Source organism: Pseudomonas sp. MIACH, assembly GCF_001269925.1.
Taxonomy (GTDB): Bacteria; Pseudomonadota; Gammaproteobacteria; order Pseudomonadales; family Pseudomonadaceae; genus Aquipseudomonas.
In genome coordinates this window covers 100,609-113,824 of the sequence record NZ_LHVO01000018.1, presented here as the reverse complement: position 1 = coordinate 113,824, position 13,216 = coordinate 100,609, and the positions used below count along the sequence as shown (strand labels likewise).

Sequence of the window (13,216 nt, the reverse complement as noted above, 5' to 3'; positions counted from 1 at the left end):
CGATGATCAATGTACGCCTGAACGTGAACTACACCGGCTTTGCCCTGGATGTGGACCTGCATATGCCCGGTCGTGGCGTGACCGCACTGTACGGTCACTCGGGCTCCGGCAAGACCACCTGCCTGCGCTGCATCGCCGGCCTGGAGCGGGCCGAGGACGGGTTTATCCAGATCAACGATGAAGTCTGGCAAGACAGCCGCAACGGGCTGTTCGTGCCACCGCATAAGCGCGCACTCGGTTACGTGTTTCAGGAGCCGAGCCTGTTCCCCCACCTGTCGGTGCGCGCCAACCTGGAATTCGGCCTCAAGCGCATCCCGCGCCAACAGCGCCGCGTGGATATGGCCCAGGCCACGGAACTGCTGGGGATCGGCCATCTGCTTGAGCGACATCCCCAGCACTTGTCGGGCGGTGAACGCCAACGCATCGGTATCGCCCGTGCCCTGCTCACCAGCCCAAAGCTACTGCTGATGGATGAACCGCTGGCCGCCCTCGACAGCAAACGCAAAAGCGAGATCCTGCCCTACCTGGAGCGCCTGCACGACGAACTGGACATCCCCGTCCTGTACGTCAGCCACGCCCAGGATGAGGTGGCGCGCCTGGCCGATCACATCGTCTTGCTCAGCGACGGCAAAGCCCTGGCCAGCGGCCCCATTGGCGAAACCCTGGCACGGCTCGACCTGCCAATGGCGCGGGGAGACGACGCCGGCGTGGTGATCAACGGCAATGTCAGCGCCTACGACGAGCACTATCAACTGCTCACACTGCAACTGCCCGACAGTGTCCAGCACTTGCGCGTAGCCCATGCGCCGCTGGCGTTGGGCAAAGCGTTGCGGGTCAAGGTGCAGGCACGCGACGTCAGCCTCAGCCTGCAAGCCGAAGAGCACAGCAGCATCCTCAACCGCCTGCCCGTGACCGTTACCCAGGAGATCGCGGCGGATAACAGCGCCCATGTGCTGGTGCGCCTGGACGCCGATGGCACGCCGTTACTGGCGCGTATCACGCGTTTCTCCCGCGACCAGTTGCAACTGCACCCCGGCCAGGCGCTGTGGGCCCAGATCAAGGCGGTCGCCGTACTGGCGTAAGAAACCTTTTGGCACGACCGCACACGGCTGCGGTCAATCAGGAATACCGGCCTGATCTGTTGCCAAGGAACCCGCACCATGCCTGACTCCGCGCTGCCCGCCGACCTGCCCCGCGACCTGCATTACGTTGACGACACCCAGCCCGGCATCCGCCGCAAGAAGCTGCGCGGCAAGTTCCAGTACTTCGACGCCAAGGGCGAGCGCATCCAGGACGCCGATGAGATCAAACGCCTGAACGCCCTCGCCGTCCCTCCGGCGTATACCGATGTGTGGATCTGCGCCGACCCGCGCGGCCATCTGCAGGCCACCGGCCGCGATGCCCGTGGGCGCAAGCAATACCGCTATCACGCGCGCTGGCGTGAGGTACGTGACAGCGACAAATACGCTCGGCTGCAGGAATTCGGCAACGCCCTGCCGAAACTGCGCAAACAGCTGGAAGCGCAGATCGCCGAGCCCGGCTTCACCCGCGAAAAAGTCCTGGCCACGGTGGTGATGCTGCTGGACGCGACGCTGATTCGTGTCGGCAATACCCAATATGCGCGCGACAACAAATCCTACGGGCTGACCACCTTGCGCAACCGCCATGTGGATGTGAAAGGCAGCGAGATCCTGTTCCAGTTTCGCGGCAAGAGTGGCGTGGAGCACCAGATCAGCGTCAAGGACCGACGCCTCGCCACGGTGGTCAAGCGCTGCCTGGAATTACCCGGACAGAACCTGTTCCAGTACCTGGACGAGGACGGTGAGCGCCACACGGTCAGCTCCCAGGACGTGAATGCCTACCTGCACAGCCTCACCGGTGCCGACTTCACCGCCAAGGATTACCGCACCTGGGCCGGTACCGCCATGGCACTGGCGGTACTGCGGGAGTTGGAATGGCAGCCGGAATCCGATGCCAAACGACATGTGGTGGCGATGGTCAAGGATGTCGCCAAGCAGCTGGGGAACACCCCAGCCGTATGCCGCAAGTGTTACATCCACCCGGCCGTGCTGGAGCATTTCAGCCTCGGCGAACTTTCCAAATTGCCCAAGCCCCGACTGCGCAAAGGGCTCAAGGCAGAGGAAGTGGCCTTGGCCATGTTCCTCGAACAACTGGCCGCAGACTTGCCGAAAAAAGCCAAGACGGGTTAGGCTCTGCGGCCCTTCTGACTCCCGGGACGACCGCCGACGTGAATCACTAAGCCTTCCAAAATGTACCCGCAACGAGCCGCCTGGCGCGCTTGTTGGCCTGTCCGACATTTTTTTGGAGGTGCTGATGACTGACGTCAACCGGCTGCCCGTATTGATTTCCCTGCAACACCTGGGCTTCCAGTTCGCCAATGGCGAGACCTTGCTGGACGACTTGAACCTGTCCATCGACCACACCCCTACCGGCATCGTGGGGCGCAATGGCCAGGGCAAAAGTATCCTCGCGAAACTCATCGCCGGGGTGCTGTTACCCACCAGCGGCTCACTCGATCGCTCGGCCAGGGTGGCGTATGTACCGCAGAACGTAGTGGTCGCTGCGGGAGATACCGTCGCTCACGTCACGGGCGCCGCCGAGGCCTTGGCCGCCCTTGAGCGCATGGCCCGGGGCGCGGCGCAGGTCCAAGACCTGACGTTGATCGACGAACGCTGGGACCTTGCCGAACGCCTGCGCGCAGCCCTGGATGCCGCAGGCCTGGAGCAACTCGACGCCAAAACCCCGGCCGCGCAACTCAGCGGCGGCCAATTGGCGCGGGTTGCGGTGATCGGCGCACTGTTGGCCGCCCCCCAACTGCTGGTGCTGGATGAACCGACTAACCACCTCGACAGCGCCGGCCGCCATTGGCTGCTGCGCGTGCTGGCCGCGTGGCGCGGCGGCCTGGTGGTGGTCAGCCATGACCGGCAATTGCTCGACACCATGGGCCGCATCATCGAACTCTCGCCCCTCGGGCCACAGGTGTATGGCGGTAACTACCAGGCCTATCGCACCCAGCGCGACGGGCAGCAGCAGGCCGCCATCGCCGCGTTGGAGCACGCTCGCCAGGCACGCAGCCGCGAACGTCAGCGCCTGCAAAAAGACCACGACAACCGCCAGCGTCACGCCGCCCATTCACGCAAGCAGGCCGACACGGCCAACGTGGACCGCTTGACCAGGTCGCGCTGGAAAAGCGCCGCCACCGAGGTCGTCAGCACACTGCGCAGCGCCCACCGTGCCGACAAAACCCAGCTTGATGATCAGGTGCGCCAGGCCTATGCGCGGGTCGAGGAGAAAAAACCAACCCTGCTGGCCTTGCCAGGATCGGCGGTGCCCAATGGTCGGCAGGTGTTGTCCTTGATCCATGCCCAGCTACCGTGGCTGGACCACCCCGCGCTGACGCTCAACCTGATGGGCCCGGTGCGCGTTGCCGTGCATGGGCCCAACGGTTGCGGCAAATCCACCCTGCTCAAGCTGCTGGCAGGCCAATGGCAGCCGCTCAGCGGTGAATGCCGCGTGCATGTGCCCAGTGCCTATATCGATCAGCACCTGGCGCTGCTGGACGAGCAACGCTCCCTGGTCGAACAGCTCAACCTGCTCGACACATCGCTGGCGGAAGGCGAACTGCGCACACGCCTGGCCTTGCTGCAACTGGATGCCTTGCGGGTGACACAACCGACCGCGCACCTCAGCGGCGGCGAGCGTTTGAAAGCCGCGATGGCGATTGCCCTGTGGCGTCAAACACCCGCGCAGCTGCTGTTGCTCGACGAGCCCACCAACCACCTGGACCTGCAATCGGTGCGCGCGTTTGAGCAGGCACTGCATGCTTTTACCGGCGCCATGGTGGTGGTGTCCCATGACCAAGCGTTCGTGCAGGCGATCCAGCCGACTCACGTTTTGACCTGGGCAATCGAAGGTTGGCGCCTGGAAGGTGTCTGAGGTCATTGCGCGCGCTATCAAAGCGTCCTACGGTAGTGGCCGGATAATCTCACCGAGGAGCCCGGCCCTATGTTGCCTTCGCCCCACAAACCTTATGCCAACGCCGCACTGGCCCATCGACAGCGCTGGCGCGGCCGCGTCGGCATGATGCTGGTGGCCAGCCTTTCGGTATTGGCGGGCATGACTGACGCCATCGGCTTTATGGCCAGCGGCGACTTTGTGTCGTTTATGAGCGGCAACACCACCCGCCTGGCAGTGGCCATCAGTGTTGGCGATCTCGGCTTGACCGGACGCCTGCTGTTGCTGGTCGCAACCTTTATCGCCGGCAATGCCTTGGGGGTGGTGGTCAGCCGCGTCAGCCGGCGCCATGCCCTGCCCCTGCTGCTGTGTATTGCCGCGCTGCTCTGCGGCGCAGCCTTGCTGCCCTTCGCCGACACGTTGCCCGCGCTGCTGGCGGCGATTATTGCGATGGGCATGCTCAACGCGGCCGTGGAAGAGGTCAACGGCTTGCCGGTGGGTCTTACCTACGTCACTGGGGCGCTGTCACGCTTTGGGCGCGGACTGGGACGCTGGATGCTGGGGGAGCGCCGCAACGGCTGGCGGGTGCAGCTGATTCCGTGGGCAGGGATGTTTATCGGTGCGGTGATCGGCGCCCTGCTGGAGCAGCAGATGGGGCTGAGGGCGCTGGTGGTCAGCGGGGTTATGGCGGGGTTGTTGGGGCTGGTGTCGCTGAAGATTCCACGGCGCTGGCATTTGGGTTTTATGCCGCGATAAACAACAAAGGTGCCCGCCCGACGGTTAGGCCTCGACGTCCGTGTACTGGTAAAGAGCCATCATGTCGGGCGGGCGGATTGAATCATAAGCGAATGTCCGGCGGCTGTCCCGCCGGGCGTTTCCTAAAATGACTAAGGCAACGTATTACAGACACGTCGCGAGTGCGGCCAAACGACGTTTGGCAGGCATCGTATCTTCAGCGGCGTAGTATTTGACGGACGAACCGGCACCGGCGCTTTGCACGTCGACGAAGTAATCGCCACCCGTGGTGTAGACCGTGAAACCACCGGCACCATTCGGCTCTTTGAAGCCACCGGCGTCGACGCCAAACACGCTCTCGTCCTGCCAGCCAAACTGGATGCACTCGGCAACCACCAGCGTGGCCTTATCCGATGCCATGGCCTTGTAGGGAGCACCCGAGCGCGCCTCGTTCATCTTCGAACCTGCGCAACCGGCCAGTGCTACCACTACCAATGCGCCCATAACCACCTTGTGCATGCCATTGCCTCGTTGAAAAAAATGCGACTGTACCATTGCCGCACGGCTGACTGAGGTCCTCATGAACTTTGTTTCACTGTGCAGAGAAAATTTGCCGCCTATAGTGGCCAGGCTCATTTTTAGAAGTCTCCCTTCTGCCCGCCCTCCCGCGGGCTTTTTTTCGCCTGTGCTTCAGAACCACCAGCGGAACAGATAGAACAGCGCCATGCTCAACAGCACGGTGATCAACACGCTGCGCGTCCAGAACATCAATGCCACCGCACAGATGCCCGCCAGCAGGTAAGGGTTGGCCGGGCTCAGGTTGAGTTGGTGGTCGGCGAGGAAGATGATCGGTCCGCAGATCGCCGTGAGCATGCCCGGCACCGCAAACCCGAGAAACTCCCGCGCGCCGCGATTGAGGCGCACCGGCAGGCGCGGTTCGATAAACAGGTAGCGGTTGAAAAAAACCACCAGGCCCATGGCCACAATCATCCCGTAAATCATCGCTGCCCTACCCCCAACCGTTTGCAGGCAAACCCTGCACTCATGCCCAGCACACCCGACACCACCACGGCCGACTCCCAGTGCAGAAAGCTCAGCCATACGGAAAACAGCAATGACACGGCCACGCAGACCACTGTCGGCACGTCACGCACCACCGGGGTGATCAGCGCGATAAAGGTGGCGGCGATGGAAAACTCCAGGCCCAACTGATCGAGGCCGGGGATGCTTTTGCCCAGCACGATGCCGGCCAGGGTGAACAGGTTCCAGGCGATGTAAAACGTCAGGCCGGCGCCCAACGCGTACCAGCGATTAAAGGTTTCACGGTCATAGTGGCTGACCAGCGCAAAGAACTCATCGGTCAACAGAAAGCCCAGGCTCATGCGCCAGCGAGTCTTGAGCGGCGACAGAATCGGCCGCAGGTGCATGCCATACAGCAGGTGCTGGGAGGTCAGCAGCAAGGTGGTCAGCACAATGGAAATCAGGCTGGCGCCGCTCTTGACCATGCCAATGGCGACCAACTGCGCCGCACCGGCAAACACAATGGCAGACAACCCCTGGGCTTGCAGTGGCGTGAATTGCGCATCGATGGCCATGGAACCGGCCAGCAGCCCCCAGGGTGCACAGGCCAGAGACAAGGGAATAACGGCGATGGCGCCGCGAGCGAAGGCGTAATGAGGTAAGGCAGCAGGCATGGAAACGGCTCATCGACAGACAGTCCACAAGCATGCCAGCGCGACTAGGCGATTGTCTTGAACGATCTTGCTCAGGCGAGCCGGACCGACACCTGCTCCACTGAGTCCCGCGCTTCGCGCAGTTCGTAAGCGTCCTGGTTGAGCCGATGAATCGTGTTGAGCAAGCGCTGGCGCAGCACTTCATCGCCGAGTTTTTCGACGGCGCGCATCAGGTCGAACGCCGCGGTTTCGTTATTTTCCGCGACGGAATCCAGGGTCTTGCGCAGGTTGCGAGTGGCACGGGTCACGCGGAGTCTTCCTTCATCAGCAATGGGGAGGCACTTTAGGACATTCATGTTTCATTTTAATTTCAATCACTTGTGGTTGAATTCCCGAACTTTGATCCATATCAATTGAAACCGGATTTGACCGAAACATATGGAAATACGTATATTCGGATTTCCATATATACGCAGGCCATGGCCATGCTGGACCCCCTCTCCCCGCCCACCCTGTTCAAATGCCTGGCCGACGCCACCCGGGCACGCCTTACGTTATTGATTCAGCGTGAAGGCGAACTTTGCGTGTGCGAACTGATCCATGCCTTGGACGACAGCCAGCCGAAAATCTCCCGCCACCTGGCGCAACTGCGCAGTTGCGGGTTGCTGCTGGATCGTCGCCAGGGCCAATGGATCTACTACCGCGTCAACCCGGACCTGCCCGAGTGGGTCATCCGGGTGCTGGACATCACCCTGCAAGCCAACCAGCCATGGTTGCACAACGACGCACAGCGTCTGGGTGCAATGGGCGACAGACCACAACGAGCCAGCACCTGCTGCTGAACCACCGGAGCGTTTATTCATGCTTGTCGCAGTCGCCATTTTTATCTTCACCATCGTTCTGGTTATCTGGCAGCCCAAGGGCCTCGGCGTGGGCTGGAGCGCCACGATGGGGGCAATCCTGGCCCTGGCCTGTGGCGTAATCAGCCTGGCCGATATCCCGGTGGTGTGGCACATCATCTGGAATGCCACCGGGACGTTTGTTGCGCTGATCATCATCAGCCTGCTGCTGGATGAGGCCGGCTTCTTTGCCTGGACGGCGCTGCATGTGGCGCGCTGGGGGCGCGGGCGTGGCCGGCGACTGTTTGCCTATATGGTGCTGCTCGGGGCGTTGGTGTCGGCGCTGTTTGCCAACGACGGCGCGGCGCTGATCCTCACGCCCATCGTGATGTCGATGCTGCTGGCGCTGCGCTTTTCGCCGGCGGCGACCCTGGCCTTTGTGATGGGCGCGGGGTTTATCGCCGACACGGCGAGCCTGCCGCTGGTGGTGTCGAACCTGGTGAATATCGTCTCGGCGGACTACTTCAAGATCGGCTTCAACGAATATGCCGCGGTCATGGTGCCGGTCAACTTCGTCAGCGTCGCCGCCACCTTGGCGATATTGCTGTGGTTCTTCCGCCGCGATATTCCGCAGACCTACGACCCGGCCGACCTCGCAGACCCCGCCAGCGCGGTCCACGACCGCGCCACTTTCCGCGCCGGCTGGTGGGTGCTGGGCATCCTGCTGATCGGCTGCTTTGCTTTAGAACCGCTGGGCATTCCCATCAGCGCGATTTCCGCGGTGTGCGCCGTGCTCCTGCTGGTGATCGCCGCCAAGGGCCACAAGATCTCCACGCGCAAGGTGCTGAAGGAAGCCCCGTGGCAGATCGTGATCTTTTCCTTAGGGATGTACCTGGTGGTCTATGGCTTGCGTAACGCCGGCCTCACCACCTACCTGGCGACCTGGCTCGATACCTTCGCCACTTACGGCGTGTGGGGTGCGGCCATGGGCACCGGCGTGCTGACGGCATTGTTGTCGTCGGCGATGAACAACCTGCCGACCGTCTTGATCGGCGCGCTGTCCATCGAGTCCAGCCATGCCGTGGGCGTAGTCAAGGACGCAATGATCTACGCCAACGTGATCGGCAGCGACCTGGGCCCGAAAATCACTCCGATCGGCAGCCTGGCCACCCTGCTGTGGCTGCATATCCTGGCGCGCAAAGGCATCACCATCACCTGGGGTTACTACTTCAAGGTCGGGATCGTGCTGACCCTGCCGGTGCTGCTGATCACCCTCGCCGCCCTCGCGTTGCGCCTGAGCATCTAACGGAGAGACCGCAATGAAAGTCCTGTTCATGTGCACCGCCAACAGCTGTCGCAGCATCTTGTCCGAGGCGATGTTCAACCACCTGGCCCCGCAGGGTTTTGCCGCGGTCAGCTCCGGCAGCTTTCCCAAGGGCCAGGTCCTGCCGCGCAGCCTGAGCACGTTGCAGGCGGCGGGCATCCGCACCGAGGGGTTGTACAGCAAGGGCAATGACGCATTTGAAGGCAGCCCGCCGGATGTGGTCATCACCGTCTGCGACAAGGCGGCGGGTGAAGCCTGCCCGGTGTATTTCGGGCCGGCGGTGAAGGCGCATTGGGGCTTGGAAGATCCTTCGGATGTGCAGGGCGATGAAACCAATATCCAAGCCGCATTCGACGCAACGCTGACGACCATCGCCACCCGTTGCCGGGCGTTTTTCGCCCTGCCCTTTGCCCACCTCAGCCCTGGCGAGCTGAAGGCCGAGCTCGACCGCATTGCGCGGCTGTAAATGACCACGCCCTGACGGCAGGTTGAATCCCCCTGTGGCAAGCGGGCTTGCCACAACAGCGTGTGCAGATATGGATCGCCAACCCTCTGCCAGCGTATGCTCTCGCACTTTCCTGAAAGGACGCGGGCATGCTGACGATCTTCTTTTACGCGCTGGTTTTTGGTTTCGTGTTTTGCCTCTCCCCCGGCGCCGTACTGGCAGAGACGTTGCGCCGTGGCTTGCTCCACGGTTTCACACCCGCCTTGCTGGTGCAGTTTGGCTCGCTGGTAGGCGACGCCGTCTGGGCAGTGATTGGCCTCACCGGCATCGCGCTGTTGATCCAGCATGACGCGGTGCGCGTACCGCTGACGATCATCTGCGCGGTGTACCTCGCCTGGTTGGGCGTGCGCAGCCTGATCGACGCCTGGCACTTGCCCGAGGCGGACAGCGCGCCGGCCAGCTCCCGGCAGAATGCGCTGGCCGTGGGCGCGGCGATCTCCCTGGCCAACCCGAAAAACATTGTCTACTGGGGCGCGCTGGGCAGCGCGCTGTCCGGCATCGTCGGCGCCACCCCGAGCCATGGGCAGACGCTGATGTTTTTCGCCGGGTTCATGCTGGCTTCGGTGCTGTCGTGCTTTCTGATCGCATCACTGGTGAACCTGCTGCGCAAGAATGCCTCGCCGACTTGGCAGCGCATCAGTTATGGCACCTGCGGGTTGGTATTGATTTATCTGGCCGTGCTCGCCGCACGCGGCATATGAAGTTATATATAGGGTAACTTTCGAACGCCTCTTGTCTGAATGAACTCTGAACGCCGGGCTATTTAATTAATCATGCGTTGACATTTTGTAACTGTCTGAGTAGATTGCCCGTGCCCGCAACTGGGGCCTTTTTTAACCCTCACAAAAGAAGCCAATGGACACAGTATCTAGTCGCTGTCCGAGCACCGCCCTGGCGGGCATCGGGCGCCCAACCCAGAATATGACAGGACTCGCCTCCCCGGTCCGGTAAGCTGCGCTAGAGCTTGATGCTCCACCGTAACTGCCTCGCCGGTCGCCCGTCCGGTCCCGAGGTGTGTTATGACCTTCACAACCCTTGTTTTACCCGATGTACGTAAGCCCGTCGCAACCCTGCGAACCAGGCTCTACCGTGCCTGCGGCGTTTTTCTGCCGCGACGCACGGGCGTTGTCGCCCCCTCCCCCATAGACCCACAGAGACCGAAGGTTTTGTGCCTGGGATCCTTGTGAGCGCTCGCGCCGTTCATCCCAGCTGAAACAGCAACTTCCTGATTAACGCTCTGGAGTTCCTTTATGAACTTTTCCAGTTGTAGATCGCTGCGCATCTTTTAACTAACGCGCCTGCGGAAGTTATCTAACACCCTATTTAAACCGATCGCGAAGTCAGCGACTCGGCATGCTTTCGCTCGCCTGTATTCAGGTAAGTAACGGGTATGTTTTGTCGAGAATTGGCGACAGGAGTACACACAATGAGCGCCGTAAAAAACACCCCGCTGCACAATAAACACGGCACCGCCACCGACACCCAGCTGTCGATGCGTGCCGCCCGCGAAGCCCATAACGGCCTGTCGGCCACCCTGGCCAACGTGCGTGCCACCCAGGATGGCCTGACCGAACTGGACGCCACCGCCCGCCTGCAACGCGAAGGCCACAACGAGGTAGCCCATGACAAGCCGCCTCACGCCATCGTGCAGTTCCTGCAGGCCCTGAACAACCCGTTCATCTACGTGCTGCTGACCCTGGGCGGCATCAGCTTTTTCACCGATTGCTGGCTGCCGATGCAGGCTGGCGAAGAAGCCGACCCCACCAAAGTCGTGATCATCATGACCATGGTCCTGCTCAGCAGCCTGCTGCGCTTCTGGCAGGAACACCGCTCGGCCAAATCCGCCGAAGCGCTCAAAGCCATGGTGCGTACCACCGCCACCGTCCTGCGCCGTGAACAGGTGGGCAGCCAGCCCACCCTGCGCGAAGTGCCGATGCGCGAGCTGGTGGCCGGCGATATCGTGCAACTGTCGGCCGGTGACATGATCCCCGCCGATATCCGCCTGATCGAGTCCCGCGACCTGTTTATCAGCCAGGCCGTGCTCACCGGCGAAGCCTTGCCGGTGGAGAAATACGACACCCTGGGGGATGTAACGCAAAAGTCCGCCAGCGCCCTGGCCGCCGACCGAGACAACCTGCTGGACCTGCCGAACATCTGCTTCATGGGCACCAACGTGGTCAGCGGCCGCGCCAAAGCCGTGGTGGTGGCGACCGGGCCGCGCACCTACTTTGGCTCCCTGGCCAAAGCGATTGTCGGGTCCCGGGTGCAGACGGCGTTTGATCGCGGCGTGAACAGCGTCAGCTGGCTGCTGATCCGCTTCATGCTGGTGATGGTGCCGATCGTGTTCTTCCTCAATGGCTTCTCCAAAGGCGATTGGGGCGATGCCTTCCTGTTCGCCCTGGCGGTCGCCGTGGGCCTGACCCCGGAAATGCTGCCGATGATTGTCAGCGCCAACCTGGCCAAGGGCGCCACCGCCATGGCCAAGCGCAAAGTGGTGGTCAAGCGCCTCAACGCGATCCAGAACTTCGGTTCGATGGACGTGCTGTGCACCGACAAGACCGGCACCCTGACCCAGGACAAGATCATCCTCGAACATCACGTCAACGCCTTCGGCCAGCGTGATGAGGCGGTGCTGTCGCTGGCCTGGCTCAACAGCTACCACCAGAGCGGTATGAAAAACCTGATGGACCAGGCCGTGGTGCAGTTCTCGCAACAGAACCCCAGGTTCCAGGTGCCGTTTGCCTACAGCAAGGTCGATGAATTGCCGTTCGACTTTGTACGCCGTCGCCTGTCCATCGTGGTCAAGGACGCTGCCGACGACCATCTGCTGGTGTGCAAGGGCGCCGTGGAGGAGATGCTGGGTATTTCCACCCACGTGATGGAAGCGGGCGCCGCCGTGCCGCTGGATGAGCGCCGTCGTGAAGAATTGCTGGCCATCGCCAATGACTACAACGAAGACGGCTTTCGCGTGTTGGTCGTGGCCACCCGCAACATTCCCAAGGCCCTGGCCCGCCAGCAATACACCACCGCCGATGAACGCAACCTGGTGATCCAGGGCTTCCTGACGTTCCTCGATCCGCCAAAGGAAACCGCCGGCCCGGCGATTGCCGCGCTGCAAGACATCGGCGTGGCGGTGAAAGTCCTGACCGGCGACAACGCCGTGGTCACCCGCAAGATCTGCCGCCAGGTAGGTCTGGATCCAGGCCAGCCGCTGCTGGGGGTGGAAATCGAATTGATGGATGACGCAACCCTGGCGCGTCACGTGGAAGAGCGCACCGTATTCGCCAAGCTCACGCCGCTGCAGAAGTCCCGGGTGCTCAAGGCGCTGCAAGCCAACGGCCACACCGTCGGTTTCCTCGGCGACGGCATCAACGATGCACCGGCCCTGCGCGATGCTGACGTGGGTATCTCAGTGGACAGCGGCACGGACATCGCCAAGGAATCGGCCGACATCATCCTGCTGGAAAAGAGCCTGATGGTGCTGGAAGAAGGCGTGCTCAAAGGCCGCGAAACCTTCGGCAATATCATGAAGTACCTGAACATGACCGCCAGCTCCAACTTCGGCAACGTGTTCTCGGTGCTGGTGGCCAGTGCCTTTATCCCGTTTCTGCCGATGCTGTCGATTCACCTGCTGCTGCAGAACCTGATGTACGACATCTCCCAGCTGGCCCTGCCGTGGGACAAGATGGACAAGGAGTACCTGGCCAAGCCGCGCAAGTGGGATGCAAAGAACATCGGTCGCTTCATGATCTGGATCGGACCGACTTCGTCGATCTTCGACATCACCACCTTTGCCCTGATGTGGTACGTGTTCGCCGCCAACAGCGTGGAAATGCAGACCCTGTTCCAGTCCGGCTGGTTTATCGAGGGCCTGCTCTCGCAAACCCTGGTGGTGCATATGCTGCGCACCCGCAAGATCCCGTTCTTCCAGAGCACCGCCGCCTGGCCGGTGTTGCTGATGACCGGCGTGGTGATTGGGTTGGGGATCTACGTACCGTTCTCGCCGTTGGGCACCCTGGTGGGCCTGCAACCACTGCCACTGGCGTACTTCCCGTGGCTGGTCGGCACGCTGCTCAGCTACTGCTGCGTGGCCCAACTGATGAAAACGATCTACATCCGCCGCTTCAAGCAGTGGTACTGAGTTCCCCCGCCGTTTAAACGCTGG

Annotated in this window: 13 protein-coding genes; 9 read left to right on the top strand and 4 right to left on the bottom strand. The window is 62.0% G+C overall.

The features are described from left to right. The first annotated feature begins 2 nt into the window (after positions 1 to 2). The 4 genes from modC to AD670_RS06910 all read left to right on the top strand — a co-directional run bounded on the left by modC (position 3) and on the right by AD670_RS06910 (position 4,731). Positions 3 to 1,082, top strand: coding sequence for a molybdenum ABC transporter ATP-binding protein (gene modC, locus AD670_RS06925; RefSeq protein ID WP_053130111.1), 1,080 nt, complete (start codon positions 3 to 5; stop codon positions 1,080 to 1,082). Positions 1,083 to 1,160: 78 nt separating this feature from the next. Then, on the top strand, positions 1,161 to 2,210 hold the full coding sequence (locus AD670_RS06920) for a DNA topoisomerase IB (protein WP_053129665.1): 1,050 nt from the start codon (positions 1,161 to 1,163) through the stop codon (positions 2,208 to 2,210). Positions 2,211 to 2,334: 124 nt separating this feature from the next. Beyond that, complete coding sequence (locus AD670_RS06915) at positions 2,335 to 3,957, top strand: ABC-F family ATP-binding cassette domain-containing protein (protein WP_053129663.1); 1,623 nt, start codon at positions 2,335 to 2,337, stop codon at positions 3,955 to 3,957. 69 nt (positions 3,958 to 4,026) lie between these two features. Beyond that, entirely contained in the window at positions 4,027 to 4,731 is a 705-nt protein-coding gene (locus AD670_RS06910) for a YoaK family protein (protein ID WP_053129661.1), read from the top strand. Positions 4,732 to 4,875: 144 nt separating this feature from the next. On the opposite strand, the gene AD670_RS06905 is transcribed toward AD670_RS06910, so the two are convergent. From AD670_RS06905 to AD670_RS06890, 4 genes are all read right to left on the bottom strand, one after another. Beyond that, a complete protein-coding gene (locus AD670_RS06905) occupies positions 4,876 to 5,229 on the bottom strand; it encodes a hypothetical protein (RefSeq protein WP_053129659.1) in 354 nt (117 codons plus the stop codon). Between the two features lie 171 nt (positions 5,230 to 5,400). After that, positions 5,401 to 5,712, bottom strand: coding sequence for an AzlD domain-containing protein (locus AD670_RS06900; RefSeq protein WP_053129657.1), 312 nt, complete (start codon positions 5,710 to 5,712; stop codon positions 5,401 to 5,403). Then, positions 5,709 to 6,404, bottom strand: a complete 696-nt coding sequence (locus AD670_RS06895) for an AzlC family ABC transporter permease (RefSeq protein ID WP_053129655.1) — start codon at positions 6,402 to 6,404, stop codon at positions 5,709 to 5,711. The genes AD670_RS06900 and AD670_RS06895 overlap by 4 nt, the downstream gene beginning before the upstream one ends. A gap of 71 nt (positions 6,405 to 6,475) precedes the next feature. After that, a complete protein-coding gene (locus AD670_RS06890; protein ID WP_005788169.1) occupies positions 6,476 to 6,691 on the bottom strand; it encodes a hypothetical protein in 216 nt (71 codons plus the stop codon). A gap of 177 nt (positions 6,692 to 6,868) precedes the next feature. Between AD670_RS06890 and AD670_RS06885 the strand changes: the two genes are divergently transcribed. The 5 genes from AD670_RS06885 (at position 6,869) to mgtA (ending at position 13,192) form a co-directional block, all read left to right on the top strand. Continuing rightward, complete coding sequence (locus AD670_RS06885; protein ID WP_053129654.1) at positions 6,869 to 7,225, top strand: metalloregulator ArsR/SmtB family transcription factor; 357 nt, start codon at positions 6,869 to 6,871, stop codon at positions 7,223 to 7,225. Between the two features lie 19 nt (positions 7,226 to 7,244). After that, positions 7,245 to 8,528, top strand: coding sequence for an arsenic transporter (locus AD670_RS06880; protein ID WP_053129652.1), 1,284 nt, complete (start codon positions 7,245 to 7,247; stop codon positions 8,526 to 8,528). 13 nt (positions 8,529 to 8,541) lie between these two features. Then, positions 8,542 to 9,012: an arsenate reductase ArsC gene (locus AD670_RS06875; protein WP_053129650.1), complete on the top strand. Its 471-nt coding sequence runs from the start codon at positions 8,542 to 8,544 to the stop codon at positions 9,010 to 9,012. A gap of 128 nt (positions 9,013 to 9,140) precedes the next feature. Beyond that, positions 9,141 to 9,752: a LysE family transporter gene (locus tag AD670_RS06870; protein ID WP_053129647.1), complete on the top strand. Its 612-nt coding sequence runs from the start codon at positions 9,141 to 9,143 to the stop codon at positions 9,750 to 9,752. A gap of 725 nt (positions 9,753 to 10,477) precedes the next feature. Then, complete coding sequence (mgtA, locus tag AD670_RS06865) at positions 10,478 to 13,192, top strand: magnesium-translocating P-type ATPase (RefSeq protein WP_053129645.1); 2,715 nt, start codon at positions 10,478 to 10,480, stop codon at positions 13,190 to 13,192. Positions 13,193 to 13,216: the final 24 nt, after the last annotated feature.

Bases quoted from the DNA above. Each gene is read 5' to 3' on its own strand.
- modC (WP_053130111.1), top strand. From the start codon at position 3: ATGATCAATGTACGCCTGAACGTGAACTACACCGGCTTTGCCCTGGAT.
- AD670_RS06920 (WP_053129665.1), top strand. From the start codon at position 1,161: ATGCCTGACTCCGCGCTGCCCGCCGACCTGCCCCGCGACCTGCATTAC.
- AD670_RS06915 (WP_053129663.1), top strand. From the start codon at position 2,335: ATGACTGACGTCAACCGGCTGCCCGTATTGATTTCCCTGCAACACCTG.
- AD670_RS06910 (WP_053129661.1), top strand. From the start codon at position 4,027: ATGTTGCCTTCGCCCCACAAACCTTATGCCAACGCCGCACTGGCCCAT.
- AD670_RS06905 (WP_053129659.1), bottom strand. From the start codon at position 5,229: ATGCACAAGGTGGTTATGGGCGCATTGGTAGTGGTAGCACTGGCCGGT.
- AD670_RS06900 (WP_053129657.1), bottom strand. From the start codon at position 5,712: ATGATTTACGGGATGATTGTGGCCATGGGCCTGGTGGTTTTTTTCAAC.
- AD670_RS06895 (WP_053129655.1), bottom strand. From the start codon at position 6,404: ATGCCTGCTGCCTTACCTCATTACGCCTTCGCTCGCGGCGCCATCGCC.
- AD670_RS06885 (WP_053129654.1), top strand. From the start codon at position 6,869: ATGCTGGACCCCCTCTCCCCGCCCACCCTGTTCAAATGCCTGGCCGAC.
- AD670_RS06880 (WP_053129652.1), top strand. From the start codon at position 7,245: ATGCTTGTCGCAGTCGCCATTTTTATCTTCACCATCGTTCTGGTTATC.
- AD670_RS06875 (WP_053129650.1), top strand. From the start codon at position 8,542: ATGAAAGTCCTGTTCATGTGCACCGCCAACAGCTGTCGCAGCATCTTG.
- AD670_RS06870 (WP_053129647.1), top strand. From the start codon at position 9,141: ATGCTGACGATCTTCTTTTACGCGCTGGTTTTTGGTTTCGTGTTTTGC.
- mgtA (WP_053129645.1), top strand. From the start codon at position 10,478: ATGAGCGCCGTAAAAAACACCCCGCTGCACAATAAACACGGCACCGCC.